Annotated in this window: 14 protein-coding genes; all 14 read right to left on the reverse strand. The window is 59.9% G+C overall.

From position 1 onward, the window contains the following. Positions 1-9 precede the first annotated feature (9 nt). Genes BMZ79_RS06110 through flgG form a run of 14 tightly spaced genes read right to left on the reverse strand, consistent with a single transcriptional unit; the run spans position 10 to position 12,289 of the window. Positions 10-879 carry a MinD/ParA family protein gene (locus tag BMZ79_RS06110; protein ID WP_090637603.1) on the reverse strand — a complete coding sequence of 290 codons (870 nt, stop codon included), beginning with the start codon at positions 877-879 and terminating at the stop codon, positions 10-12. Continuing rightward, the gene (gene flhF / locus BMZ79_RS06115) at positions 872-2,344 is read right to left on the reverse strand and encodes a flagellar biosynthesis GTPase FlhF (RefSeq protein ID WP_090637605.1); all 1,473 of its coding nucleotides are present in this window, start codon (positions 2,342-2,344) and stop codon (positions 872-874) included. The genes BMZ79_RS06110 and flhF overlap by 8 nt, the downstream gene beginning before the upstream one ends. Beyond that, on the reverse strand, positions 2,341-4,374 hold the full coding sequence (gene flhA / locus BMZ79_RS06120; protein ID WP_090637607.1) for a flagellar biosynthesis protein FlhA: 2,034 nt from the start codon (positions 4,372-4,374) through the stop codon (positions 2,341-2,343). Before flhA ends, flhF begins: the two co-directional genes overlap by 4 nt. A 30-nt stretch (positions 4,375-4,404) precedes the next feature. Further along, entirely contained in the window at positions 4,405-5,496 is a 1,092-nt protein-coding gene (gene flhB, locus BMZ79_RS06125; protein WP_090637609.1) for a flagellar biosynthesis protein FlhB, read from the reverse strand. 16 nt (positions 5,497-5,512) lie between these two features. Next, positions 5,513-6,301 carry a flagellar biosynthetic protein FliR gene (gene fliR, locus BMZ79_RS06130; RefSeq protein WP_090637611.1) on the reverse strand — a complete coding sequence of 263 codons (789 nt, stop codon included), beginning with the start codon at positions 6,299-6,301 and terminating at the stop codon, positions 5,513-5,515. A 12-nt stretch (positions 6,302-6,313) separates the two neighbouring features. Further along, entirely contained in the window at positions 6,314-6,583 is a 270-nt protein-coding gene (fliQ, locus tag BMZ79_RS06135) for a flagellar biosynthesis protein FliQ (protein ID WP_090637613.1), read from the reverse strand. 22 nt (positions 6,584-6,605) lie between these two features. Next, positions 6,606-7,364, reverse strand: a complete 759-nt coding sequence (fliP, locus tag BMZ79_RS06140) for a flagellar type III secretion system pore protein FliP (protein ID WP_090637615.1) — start codon at positions 7,362-7,364, stop codon at positions 6,606-6,608. Next, the gene (locus BMZ79_RS06145) at positions 7,361-7,978 is read right to left on the reverse strand and encodes a flagellar biosynthetic protein FliO (protein WP_090637617.1); all 618 of its coding nucleotides are present in this window, start codon (positions 7,976-7,978) and stop codon (positions 7,361-7,363) included. The genes fliP and BMZ79_RS06145 overlap by 4 nt, the downstream gene beginning before the upstream one ends. Before the next feature lie 4 nt (positions 7,979-7,982). Continuing rightward, positions 7,983-8,345, reverse strand: coding sequence for a response regulator (locus BMZ79_RS06150; protein ID WP_090637619.1), 363 nt, complete (start codon positions 8,343-8,345; stop codon positions 7,983-7,985). A 19-nt stretch (positions 8,346-8,364) separates the two neighbouring features. After that, entirely contained in the window at positions 8,365-9,669 is a 1,305-nt protein-coding gene (gene fliY / locus BMZ79_RS06155; protein WP_090637621.1) for a flagellar motor switch phosphatase FliY, read from the reverse strand. Continuing rightward, on the reverse strand, positions 9,659-10,660 hold the full coding sequence (fliM, locus tag BMZ79_RS06160) for a flagellar motor switch protein FliM (protein WP_090637623.1): 1,002 nt from the start codon (positions 10,658-10,660) through the stop codon (positions 9,659-9,661). The genes fliY and fliM overlap by 11 nt, the downstream gene beginning before the upstream one ends. 42 nt (positions 10,661-10,702) lie before the next feature. Then, entirely contained in the window at positions 10,703-11,185 is a 483-nt protein-coding gene (locus BMZ79_RS06165; RefSeq protein WP_090637625.1) for a flagellar basal body-associated FliL family protein, read from the reverse strand. After that, positions 11,182-11,409: a flagellar FlbD family protein gene (locus tag BMZ79_RS06170; protein ID WP_090637627.1), complete on the reverse strand. Its 228-nt coding sequence runs from the start codon at positions 11,407-11,409 to the stop codon at positions 11,182-11,184. Before BMZ79_RS06170 ends, BMZ79_RS06165 begins: the two co-directional genes overlap by 4 nt. A gap of 55 nt (positions 11,410-11,464) precedes the next feature. Then, on the reverse strand, positions 11,465-12,289 hold the full coding sequence (gene flgG / locus BMZ79_RS06175) for a flagellar basal body rod protein FlgG (RefSeq protein ID WP_090637629.1): 825 nt from the start codon (positions 12,287-12,289) through the stop codon (positions 11,465-11,467). Between the last annotated feature and the right edge of the window lie 30 nt (positions 12,290-12,319).

The following is a 12,319-nucleotide window of genomic DNA, read 5'->3' on the forward strand; positions in this document are numbered from 1 at the left end:
AAAGGTAGGTTAAGATCGTTTGAACATGCGCTGCAGGAAACCTTTGACGCCGCTGCTCGCGGACGCCTGCGCGGCGGGAACCTCCGCGAACCGGCCGGCGATTTCGGCGATGGCGCGGGCCGCGTCCGTGCCGGGAAACGCGACGGCGAACGGAATCTGCTTCTTGACGGCTTTCGTGACGTTGGCATCGTCCGGCAGCATGCCGAGCACCGGAATGTCGATGCCGAGGAAGCGCTTGGCCACGAGCCCGATCTTGTCGGCCGTCGCGCTGCCTTCCTTCGCGTCCGACGCCCGGTTGACGACAAGCTTGAACGAAACTCGGTGCTCCATGGCCGTCACCATTTTGATGAGGGCGTAAGCGTCCGTGATGGACGTCGGCTCCGGCGTCGTCACGACGATCGTCTCCTGCGCGGCGGCGATGAACTTGACGGTTTCTTTGGACAGTCCCGCTCCGGTATCGAACAGGATCACGTCGTACTGCCCGTGCAGCCGCCCGATCTGCTGCGCGAAGTAATCGAGCTGCGCCGGCGACAGATCCAGCAGATCCGCGAACCCGGAGCCGCCCGCGATGAAATGAACGCCTTGCGGTCCCTCCTGGATAATCTCCCAGATGGTCTTCTCTTGCTTCAGCAGATGGTAGAGGCTGTATGTCGACGAAATGCCCATGAGCACGTCGATGTTCGCCATGCCGATGTCGGCGTCGAAGATCAGCACTTTCTTGCCGATCCGCGACAAGGCGAGCGCGAAGTTCAAGCTGAAATTCGATTTGCCGACGCCGCCCTTTCCGCTCGTCACCGCGACGATGCGGGTCGTCCGGCCTTCCTGCCGCAGCTCTTGGTTGCGCACCATATGCCGGAGCGCCTCTGCCTGGTCATTCATGCGGCGCCCCCAGCAGCTGCCTGACATAGTCGGAAGCCCGGAACGGCGCGATGTCGTCCGGGACCGTCTGGCCGTACGCGATGTACGTCGGCTTCAGCCCATGCTCAAGCGCCAGATTCAGCACGGCGCCAACGGCATTCGTCTCGTCCTGCTTCGTGTACAGCACCCGCGTTACGCCGAATCTGGCGAAATTGGCCGCGACCGCGGACATATCGCTCGACTTGCCCGTCAAACTGAGCACGAGGAACGTCTCCGACCGGCTGCCCGGCTGAAGCAGGCTGTTCACCTCCGAGACGTAAAGCTCGTTGCGGAAATTCCGGCCGGCCGTATCCATGAAGATGAGCTCGCGGTCCTCCAGCGCCTGGAACGCGCGCGTCACTTCGGCCGGGGAAAAGACGACTTCGAGCGGCACGTTCAGAATGGTCGCGTACGTGCGCAGCTGATCGACGGCCGCGATCCGGTACGTATCGGATGTGATGAAGCCGACTTTCCGGCCGGCCTTCAGCGTTTGCTCGGCGGCCAGCTTCGCGATCGACGTCGTCTTGCCCACGCCCGTCGGTCCGACGAAGTGCACGACTCTCGTCTCGCTCCCGATCCGGCCGTCCTCGAAGCCGCTCAGCCACGCCAGCAGCGTGCGTTCCGCGATCCCCCATACGGCGTCGCGATCGGAGCCCCCGCCGATTGCGGAATGGGCCGCGTCCGTCGCCGCCAGTTCGGCTTCCACCGCTTCGAGAAGCCGTTCGCTCCACGGTTCGCCGACCTCCTGGGCCGTCAATCGGTCGTGGAGCGCCTGCAGCGCTTCCGGTCTGGCCGCCAGCTGCTGCTGCTTCGACATGCGCATGATCCACTGCTTCATGTCGCGTATCTCGTTCATGAGCGCCTCCTCGGTCATGCGGCTCTTCATGGGCTGCATGGACGCCGCCGACGGCTCGGCTGCGATGCGGGCCGCGACCGGCGCAACCGCGCGCGAGTGCGGCACCGAATCGGCCGCCCCGGCCGCATCCGACTGCGGCTCGGCCGGTTCCGCGCTGCGCGCGCGCTCCGCCGCGGCCGACGGGCCCGCCGCCGGCTGCGCCGTGCGCGCGGCATAGACGGCCGCGGGGCCGCCACCCGCGGGCTTCGGCTCGCGGGCCGCCGCCGGAGCGGCTTGTCCGCCCGCCGCCGGAGCGACCGGCTTCTCGCGGCTCGCCGCCGCCGCGGACAGCGTCGCGGCCATCGCGGCGGCCGCTTCCGGCGTCAGGGACGCCCTCGCCGCCGGCGCCGGTCTGGCCGCCGGTTTGGCGTGATCGGCGCCGTTCGATTCGGCCGCCGCGATCACTTCCGTTTTTTTCTTGCCGAACAGGCCAAGAAATCCGCCGACGCGAATTTCCTTCGTATTCAGGATGACGGCGTCCGCACCGAGCTCGCTGCGGATCATGGGCAGTGCCTCCGGCAACGCGTTGACGACGTAGCGTTTCACCTTCACAGATTCACCACTCCCATGCTTTGAACTTCAATGCTCGGTTCCAGTTCGCTGTACGACAGGACGGGCACGTCCTGCATCGTGCGCTCGACGATTTGGCGGAGGTACATGCGGATCGTCGGCGACGCGAGCACGATCGGCTGGTTGCCGGACTGAATTTGCCGGTTCACCTGTTCGTTCAGCTTCTGATAGATCGTCTGCGTCGAAACCGGGTCGAGCGCCAAGTAGCTGCCTTGATCGGAGCTTTGCACCGATTCCGCGATTTTCTTCTCCAGCGACGGCCCGACGGTAATGACGCGCAGCGTGTCGCCCTGGTGGCTGTACTGCTGCGTGATTTGCCTCGAGAGCGCCTGGCGGACGTATTCCGTCAAAATATCGGGATCCTTCGTGAAGGGACCGTGATCCGCCAGCGACTCGAAGATCGTCACCATGTCGCGGATCGAAATCTTCTCGCGGAGCAGCTTCGCCAGCACCTTCTGAACGTCGCCGACGTTCAGAATCGAAGGAATGAGCTCGTCCACGAGCGCCGGGAACGCATCCCTGACGTTGTCGATGAGCGCCTTCGTCTCCTGGCGGCCGATGAGCTCGTGCGCATGGCGCTTGATCAGCTCCGTCAGATGCGTCGCGACGACGGACGGCGGATCGACGACGGTATATCCGGTCAGCTCCGCCCGTTCCTTCATCGCCTCGTCGATCCAGATCGCCGGCAGGCCGAACGCGGGCTCGGTCGTCTCGATGCCGACGATGCCTTCGTCGTCGAAGCCCGGGCTCATGGCCAAGTAATGGTTGAGCAGCAGCTCGCCGCGCGCGACGGTATTCCCTTTGATTTTGATGACGTACTCGTTCGGCTTCAGCTGAATGTTGTCCCGGATCCGGATGACCGGCACGACGAGTCCGAGCTCCAGCGCGCACTGACGGCGGATCATGATGATCCGGTCGAGCAGGTCCCCGCCTTGCTGCGTATCCGCCAGCGGGATGAGGCCATAGCCGAATTCGAATTCGATCGGATCCACCTGGAGCAGGCTGATGACGCTCTCCGGGCTGCGGACCTCTTCGATTTCCTGCTCCTCGACCATTTGTTCTTCGGCCTGCTGCCGCTTCGCCAGATTTTGCTGCATCCGGTAGCCCGCGAACGCGATCACGGCCGCGAACGGAAGCGTCGCGAGCGGTCCGATCGGCGTCGCGATGCCGAGCAGCCCGACCGTGCCCGCCACGATGTACAGCAGCTTCGGGTAGCGGAACAGCTGGGACGTCACGTCCTGCGCCAGGTTGCCGTCGGAGGCGGCGCGCGTCACGATCAGGCCGGTGGCGGTAGAGATGAGCAGCGCCGGAATTTGGCTGACCAGGCCGTCGCCGATCGTCAGCACCGAGAACGTGTTCAGGGAATCGGAGAACCCCATGCCATGGACCGCCATCCCGATGACGAAGCCGCCGATCAGGTTGATGAACAAAATGATGATGGAAGCAATCGCGTCGCCCTTGACGAATTTGCTCGCGCCGTCCATGGAGCCGTAAAAATCGGCTTCGCGCTCGATTTTTTGCCGGCGTTCCTTCGCGCCCTGCTCGTTGATCAAGCCGGCGTTCAGATCCGCGTCGATGCTCATCTGCTTGCCCGGCATCGCGTCGAGCGTGAACCGCGCGGCCACCTCGGCGACGCGCTCGGAGCCCTTCGTGATGACGATGAACTGCACCACGACCAGAATCAGGAACACGACGAAGCCGATGGCGATCTGGCCGCCCGCCACCCAGTTGCCGAACGTGCCGACGACCTTGCCCGCGTGCGCGTGCGCCAGGATGTTGCGCGTCGTGGAGATGTTGAGCGCCAGCCGGAACAGCGTCGTGATGAGCAGCAGCGCCGGGAAGATCGAGAATTGCAGCGCGTCCTGCGTGTTCATGGAGATGAGCAGGATCATCAAGGCCGCGGAGATGTTCACGATCAGCAGCACATCGAGCAGCGGAGTCGGAATCGGAATGACCATCATCAGCACGATGCCGATAATTCCGACGAGTATGGATAAATCCCTGGCTTTCATGACGTTCCCTCCACCATCGATGATGCGACGTTATTTCACTCGGTTCTTAAGCTTATATACATAGGCCAGCACTTCGGCCACAGCTTGGAACAAGTCGGCCGGCACCGTATCCCCGATATCCGTCCGCTCGTACAGCGCTCTGGCCAGCGGCTTGTTTTCCATCGTTATGACGTCGTGCTCCTTCGCGATCTCCCGGATCCGAAGCGCGACGAAGTCCATCCCTTTCGCGACGACCTTCGGGGCTTCCATTTTCGTGCCGTCGTACTGCAGCGCGATCGCGAAGTGGGTCGGGTTCGTGATGACCACGTCCGCCTTCGGCACCTGCTGCATCATGCGTTGGAGCGCCGCGCGGCGCTGCCGTTCGCGCATTTTTCCTTTAATGAGCGGATCGCCTTCGGCTTTCTTGTGCTCATCCTTGATGTCCTGCTTCGACATGCGCAGGCTCTTCTCGTGCTCGAACCGTTTGTAGAAATAATCGAAGACGGCGATCGCGACGAGAATCGCGCCGATCTCGACGCCGAGCCGGATCGTGACGCTCGCGATGAAGCCGAAAATGTTGCCGATCGACACGGTGGCCAGTCCTAGAATGCGGTCTTTCTCGCTCATGAGGGTCGCATAGACGACGAGTCCGATCACGAGCAGCTTCAAAATGTTTTTGACGAACTCGACGACGGAATGCATCGAGAAAATATTTTTCAACCCTTTGACCGGGTTAAGCTTGCCGAATTTCATTTTGAGCGGTTCGCCCGTGAAGAGAATGCCGATCTGCATGTAATTGCCGAGCAGCGCCACCAGCAGGGCGATGACGAAAATCGGCGCAAGCAGCGTCAGCCCTTGCATCATCAGGTCTGAGAACAACGTCACGACGTTCTCGGTCGTCACGTCCATCAGCAGCTTCTGTTCCAGCAGCAGGCCGAACAAGGACATGAGCCGTTCCTTGTAGTACCCGCCGAGCATCAGGAAGCTGAGGAAAACGAACAGAAGGATGAACGCGGCCGGGAGCTCCGGACTCTTGGCCAGTTGGCCTTTTTTGCGCGCTTCCTCCCGTTTTTTCGGCGTTGCGCGCTCCGTCTTTTCCTGGGAGAACAGCTGCAAGTCAAGCGCCCAACGGTAATTCTTCATCGCGGAATCCTCCCACTCAAGATGCCGGACCTTGCAAGATCGAAAAGAGCTTCTGCATCGCGTCGAACATCTGCGCGAAGATGTGCTCGTACAGCGTGACCAATCCCGGCATCAGGACGGCCAGCATGAGGAAGCCGACGAGAATCTTGATCGGAATGCCGATGACGAATACGTTGTACTGCGGCGCGGTCCGGGCGAGAAACCCGAGCCCGACGTCCGTCAGGAACATCGCCGCGACGAGCGGCGCGGACATCTGGAGCGCCAGCATGGACGTCTGGGCGAACATCTGAACCAGGAAGGTCGAGATGCTCCCGGTCTTCAGGTGCAGAAACAGCGTGTTGGACAGCGGAATCCAATCGTAGCTTTGCAAGAGCGCGGACAGCAGGTAATGATGCCCGTTGATCGAGAGAAACACCAGCGTCGCGATCATTCCCTTGAAATTGCCGAGGAGCGGAGCCGAAGCCCCCGTCATCGGGTCGATGATGCTCGCCATGCCGAAGCCCATCTGCATGTCGATGAAGCTGCCGGCGGTGTTGATGACCGCGAAAAACAAGTAGGCGGCGAACCCGAGCAGGACGCCCGCCAGGATCTCGCGAACGATGGCCAGGATGTATTCGGCGTCCGGCACGATGGTTTGCTTCATGCCGTACGTCAGAAACACGAGGAGCGATACGAAAAAACAGAGTCCGATTTTAAACGTCTTCGGCACGTTTCGCGTTGAAAAGACCGGCGCCACGACGAAAAATGCTGTAATTCGACAAAAAATAAGCAAAAAAATAGGAAACCCCTTGTAAACCAGCTCCACCCGACTCACAGCCTATCCGATGTATTTATACAAGTTGTTCAGCAGGTTGTAAGTGAAATCGACCAACGTGTTCAAAATCCATGGACCGAACAGCAGCACGGACAGAAGGACCGCCGCCACCTTCGGCACGAAAGCCAGCGTCTGCTCCTGGATTTGCGTCGTCGCCTGAAAAATGCTGACGATCAATCCGACGATCAGCCCGACGACCAGCATCGGGGCGCTTGCTTTTAACACCGTATAGACCGCCTGTCCGGCCAGCGCGATGATGAAGTCCGTACTCATGATGCACTCCTTCCCAGCAGGGCTATGTCGTGTTAAAGCTGAGCAATAGCGACTTGACGACGAGATACCAGCCGTCCACGAGCACGAACAGGAGGATTTTGAACGGCAGCGAAATCATGACGGGCGGCAGCATCATCATCCCCATCGCCATCAAGGTGCTCGCGACGACCATGTCGATGATGAGAAACGGGATAAAAATCATGAAGCCCATTTGGAACGACGTTCGCAGCTCGCTGAGCGCGTAGGCCGGAACCATGACGGTGATCGGAATGTCCGAGTATGTCTTCGGCGTCTCCGTCTTGGTGTATTTCATGAATAGCTCGAGGTCCTTCTCCCGCGTCTGGTTGAACATGAATTTCTTCATCGGATCCGCCGCTTTGCTGAGCGCTTGCGTCTGCGTCAGCTCGCCCTTCAAGTAAGGCTGGAGCGCGGCGTCGTTCACCGCGCCGAGCGTCGGGGACATGATGAAGAACGTCAGGAACATCGCGAGGCCGACCAGCACTTGGTTCGGCGGCATCGATTGCGTGCCGAGCGAGGTACGCACGAAGCCGAGCACGATGACGATTCGCGTGAAGCTGGTCATGAGAACCAAGATGCCCGGAGCCACGCTGAGCACGGTAATGATGAGCAGCAGCGACAAGGCGCTCGTTCCGGGCGATTCGCCGCTTTCGCCGCCGATGTTGACGCTGACGTTCGGGAGCGGTTCCGCGAACGCGTGCGCATGGAACAGCAGTCCGGCGAACAGGAGAGCCAGCGTCGTCAATACGATTTTTTTGTTCATTCGTCCAGCAACCGATCCTTGTGATTTTGCTCGTTAAGCAGGTCTTCGACTTTCTGTTTCCGGTCGGCCTGGCGCTTCATTCCGTCGTTCAGCAGCTCCTTGAACGACACGGCCGACGACCAGTTCTCGTCCGCCGGCGCGGAAGGCGTCTGCTTGTTGCGAAGCCGACCCAGCCATTCGGCCATCGTCGGCGGGTTCCACGCGCGGCCGTTCTGCTGCTCGATGGCGTCCAGGATGGCCGCCACGGCTTCGGGATCGTCGATTTTGTCCAGCATCGTAATGTCTTCCCCCACCCCGACCACGTACAACCGCCCCGACAGCTCGACGACCTGCAGCGACTTGTTCTGGCCGAGCGGAATGCCGCCGAGCGACCGCAGCGCCTTATTGGTGCCCCAGCCGCGGTTGCGGCTGGCCAGCCACTTGATCAGCAAGACGATGAGGCCGATCACCAGCAGGAGCGCGACGATGACCCAGATCAAATAGCCGATGCCGGTTCCGGAGCCGAAGTCGGGCTGGCTTTCGTCCGCCGAAGGCGCCGCCGACGCGAGGCTCGCCGTCGCCGGCCAAGCGGAAACGGCCGCTCCCGCGAGCCGGAATCCTTTCCGAACCTTCATTCGGTTAACCCAGCGTTTTCTTGATCGCTTCGATGACGCGGTCGGCTTGGAACGGCTTGACGATGAAATCCTTCGCGCCGGCTTGGATGGCGTCGATGACCATCGCTTGCTGGCCCATGGCCGAGCACATGATGACTTTGGCGTTGCCGTCGATTTTTTTGATTTCTTTCAGGGCGACGATGCCGTCCATCTCGGGCATCGTGATGTCCATCGTGATCAGGTCCGGCTTCAGTTCCTTGTACTTCTCGATCGCCTGCGCGCCGTCCTGCGCCTCGCCGACCACTTCATAGCCGTTCTTCGTCAAAATGTCGCGGATCATCATTCTCATAAAAGCTGCGTCGTCAACGATCAAAATGCGGTTTGCCATTGCTTCTTCCCCCTAGATGTTATTGTAACTTTTGAATCCGATCCCATTGACTGACGATGTCGGTTACCCGAACTCCGAAATTTTCGTCGATAACGACAACCTCGCCTTTCGCGATCAGCTTGTTATTGACCAAAATGTCCACGGGCTCGCCCGCCAGCTTGTCCAATTCAATAATGGAACCTTGAGACAATTCAAGAATATCTTTGATTTGCTTCTGTGTCCTTCCTAATTCTACTGTGACCTTCAACGGAATGTCGAGCAATAAATTGAGGTTGGAATCGTCCGTTTGCACGTACGGCGCGCCTTGAAAATTCGCGAATTGGACCGGCTGAACCGTCGCGCTCCGGTTCTGCATGGCGCCGTAAGTTTGCGGCCCCGCGGGCGGCGCGGCGGCATACTGCGGCATCGGCGGCTGCGCGTAAGCCGGGGGCTGCTGCATCGGCGCGGCTGGCGGCTCCGTCGGCATCGTCGTCGGCATAGGCGACGGCGCAGGCGCAGGCGCGGATGCGTACGGCTCGGCGTACGAAGCGGCGGTTTCCGCCATCGTCGCATGGGCCGCGGCGGCGACGGGTGCGGCCGTCGGCGTCGGTGCCGGCGCTGCGGCCGGTGTAGGCTCGGATGCTCCGCCCATCAGCGTGTCGACCATTTCCTTCGCGAACGCGATCGGCAGCAGCTGCATGATGGTGGAATCGATCAGATCGCCGATCATCAGGCGGAACGATACTTTAATGAAGCGATCGTCGGGCGGCAGGTTTTCGACGCCTTCCCCATTGGACACGTCGAGAATGTTGATGCCCGGCGGCGAGATGTTGACGAACCGGTTGAAGATGGTCGACATCGACGTCGCCGAAGAGCCCATCATTTGGTTCATCGCCTCTTGCACGGCGCTGATGTGAATCTCGTTCAGCTCCGATCCGAGCAGCTTCCCTTCGCCGCCCAGCATGAGATCCGCGATCGTCTGCGCGTCCTTCGTCTTGATGACGAGCGAATTGATGCCTTGGAAGCCGTCTACATAGCTGACCGACACGGCGACGTGCGGGCGCGGGAATTCTTCGTCCAGCTCGCTGCGGCGGATCAGGGATACCTGCGGGGTCGTGATGTCGACTTTGCGGCCGAGCAGCGTCGAGAGCGCGGTTGCCGCGCTGCCGAACGTAATGTTGCCGATTTCCCCAAGCGCGTCCTGCTCGATCGAGCTCAAATAGGTGTTCAATTCTTGTTCCCGGCTCAGCGGCTCCGGCGCCGAAGCGGGCATATCGGGCTCGTCGGAGGTTTGACGCAGCAAGGCATCGATCTCTTCTTGCGATAAGTAATCTTTACTCGTCATATTCTTCTTCGACTCCTTCGGTGAGAACTTCATTGATCTGAACGGCCATGCGATCCTTGACCGATCCGGGACTTCCGACGAATTTTAACTTGTCCCCGACTTTGATATCCAGCCCCTGATCGATGGATTTGTTCAATGAAATGACATCCCCAATCGAAAGACCCAGAAACTCGCGAATCGAAATGCTGGAGTTGCCGAGTTCGCAAACGATCGGCAGCTTGGCCTTGCTGACCCGCTGCTTCAGCACCTCGATCTCCTCGGGCGCCCGCGTCTTCTTCTGCGAAACGAACCAATGGTGGACGGATAGGCGCGGCATGATCGGCTCGATGACGACGTGCGGAATGCAGAGGTTGATCATGCCCGTCGTGTCGCCGATTTTGGTGCTGAGCGATATGAGCGCGATCGTCTCGTTCGGCGAGACGATCTGCATGAACTGCGGGTTCGTCTCCAGCGCTTCGAGCCGCGGCTGAAGATCGACGATCGTCTTCCACGCCTCCTGCAGGCTCTCGAACGTGCGGCTGAATATCCGTTCCATGATCGTCGTCTCGATTTCCGTCAAGGCGTTGATCTTGGAAGGCGCCAGCCCCTGGCCGCCGAGCATGCGGTCCAGCATCGCGTAAGCGACGTTCGGATGCACTTCGAGCACCATGCGGCCTTCGAGCGGCTCGGCTTCGAAAATGTTCAGAATCGTCATCTTCGGGATGGACCGGATAAATTCGTCATACGGCAGCTGTTCGACCTGAACGACGTTGATCTGAACGAACGTGCGAAGCTGCGCGGAGAAATAAGTGGTCAAGTATCGCGCGAAGTTTTCATGGATCCGCGTCAAGCTCCGGATATGATCCTTCGAGAACCGGACGGCGCGCTTGAATTCGTAGACGCGGATTTTTTTCTGCGTTTCTTCCTTCTTCAGTTCCTCCGCGTCCATCTCGCCGGACGACAAGGCGGCAAGCAGCGCGTCGATCTCGTTCTGCGACAAAACGTCAACCATTTTTCTCACCTCCTTGAACGGAATGCGGCAAAATCCTGATGCTTACAGCTTCGTTACGATATAGTCCGTGATTTCGACGTTGATGAGCTTGCCGTGCGGCAGCTCGGGATTTATCAAATTAAGCAGTTCCGTGCAAAGCTTGTCTTTCCCCTGCGAGCCGTTGATTTCTTCCGGTTTCATGTCGGAAAGCGTTCGAATGATGATCGGCTTGATCTGGATGTCCTTGATTTTATCGAAATCTTTCTTCGTCGACTTTTCGTCCAGTTGAAAAGCTAAGCCGAGAACCGCAACGTAATCGGAGTCCACTAAATTCGTTTGAATCTTGTCGATCGTGCTGGTCAATTCCACGCGTTTATCCGCGGAAAGCTTCTCCGTCTTGACGTCCGCCGCTTCGTTGGCCGCTTTGGCCGACGCGTTTTGGGTACCGCCTCCGTCGATGACGGAGTTGAACAGAATGACGGCCACGACCGCGATCAGCGTGATCGCGAGCAAGGTGGTAATGAGCCAAGGCAGCATTTTCTTCATGGGAATGTTCCCTCCGTTTGATCGCTCTTAATGGTCGCCGCATAGACGCCGATCGACCGAAGATAAGACTGTATGGAGGAAATGACGTCGTTTGCTTTCTCCAACACCAGTATTTTTTTGCCCGTCGTGAGCGTGATCAGCGTGTCGGGCGTTTCTTCGACTAACTCGATGAGCAGCGCGTTTAGATGTACCGTCTTGCCGTTCAAACGCGTTACAGCAATCATGGGCTTCCTCCTTAACCTGTCGGGGAGGCGGTCGCGCCTCCCCTCGGCTGTTTACCTAGTGTTTAAGATTGACGACCTCTTGCAAAATCTCGTCCGAGGTCGTGATGATCCGGGAGTTCGCCTGGAAGCCGCGCTGCGCGACGATCATTTCGGTGAACTCGGACGTCAGATCGACGTTCGACATTTCCAACTGCCCGGCGATGATGGCGCCCGTGCCGGCTTCGGGATCGTTCGCCGTCGTCAGCGTCACTTCGCCGTCCACGTTCGCGTTCGGCGTCATGCGGTACAGGTTGCCGCCGATTTTTTCCAAGCCGTTCGGGTTCGTGACCTTCACGATGCCGAGCTGGATGCCGGTCGCCGTCGTCGTGCCGTCCGCGTTCACGGCGATGATGCCGCCGTCCTGCGCGATCGAGAACGCTTTGACCTCCGCGGGATCGAGCACGATCGGCGCGCCGTTGGAATCGAGGACGAACATGCCGTCGCCGTTCACCATTTGGCCGGCCGCGTCGACCTTGAAGTCGCCCGCGCGGGTCAGGTAAGGCGTTCCGCCGTCCGCGTTAGGCGCTACCGCGAAGAATCCGTCGCCGTCGATGCGCACGTCCGTCGGCACGTTGGTCGTCATCGCGCTGCCCGGCGTATGGATCGTGTCGATCGAGGCGATGGCCACGCCGAGTCCGACCTGCTTCGCGTTCACGCCGCCGGTGGTGCCTTCCTCCGGACGCGTGACGCCGGAGACCGTCTGGCTCAAAATATCCTTGAACATGACGCGGCCCGCCTTGAAGCCGACCGTATTCACGTTCGCGATGTTGTTGCCGATAACGTCCAGCTTCGTTTGGAACCCTCGCATGCCGGATACGCCGGAGTACATTGATCTTAACATTCGATGGACAACCTCCCACGGGTTATAAGT

Origin of the sequence: Paenibacillus sp. UNC496MF, from assembly GCF_900113915.1 — a bacterium.
GTDB classification, from domain to species: Bacteria; Bacillota; Bacilli; order Paenibacillales; family Paenibacillaceae; genus Paenibacillus_Z; species Paenibacillus_Z artemisiicola.

What these genes read in the sequence shown, in the direction of transcription:
- BMZ79_RS06110 (WP_090637603.1), bottom strand. Translation starts at nt 879, where the DNA reads ATGAATGACCAGGCAGAGGCGCTCCGGCATATGGTGCGCAACCAAGAG.
- flhA (WP_090637607.1), bottom strand. Translation starts at nt 4,374, where the DNA reads ATGAAAGCCAGGGATTTATCCATACTCGTCGGAATTATCGGCATCGTG.
- flhB (WP_090637609.1), bottom strand. Translation starts at nt 5,496, where the DNA reads ATGAAGAATTACCGTTGGGCGCTTGACTTGCAGCTGTTCTCCCAGGAA.
- fliQ (WP_090637613.1), bottom strand. Translation starts at nt 6,583, where the DNA reads ATGAGTACGGACTTCATCATCGCGCTGGCCGGACAGGCGGTCTATACG.
- fliP (WP_090637615.1), bottom strand. Translation starts at nt 7,364, where the DNA reads ATGAACAAAAAAATCGTATTGACGACGCTGGCTCTCCTGTTCGCCGGA.
- BMZ79_RS06145 (WP_090637617.1), bottom strand. Translation starts at nt 7,978, where the DNA reads ATGAAGGTTCGGAAAGGATTCCGGCTCGCGGGAGCGGCCGTTTCCGCT.
- BMZ79_RS06150 (WP_090637619.1), bottom strand. Translation starts at nt 8,345, where the DNA reads ATGGCAAACCGCATTTTGATCGTTGACGACGCAGCTTTTATGAGAATG.
- fliY (WP_090637621.1), bottom strand. Translation starts at nt 9,669, where the DNA reads ATGACGAGTAAAGATTACTTATCGCAAGAAGAGATCGATGCCTTGCTG.
- fliM (WP_090637623.1), bottom strand. Translation starts at nt 10,660, where the DNA reads ATGGTTGACGTTTTGTCGCAGAACGAGATCGACGCGCTGCTTGCCGCC.
- BMZ79_RS06165 (WP_090637625.1), bottom strand. Translation starts at nt 11,185, where the DNA reads ATGAAGAAAATGCTGCCTTGGCTCATTACCACCTTGCTCGCGATCACG.
- BMZ79_RS06170 (WP_090637627.1), bottom strand. Translation starts at nt 11,409, where the DNA reads ATGATTGCTGTAACGCGTTTGAACGGCAAGACGGTACATCTAAACGCG.
- flgG (WP_090637629.1), bottom strand. Translation starts at nt 12,289, where the DNA reads ATGTTAAGATCAATGTACTCCGGCGTATCCGGCATGCGAGGGTTCCAA.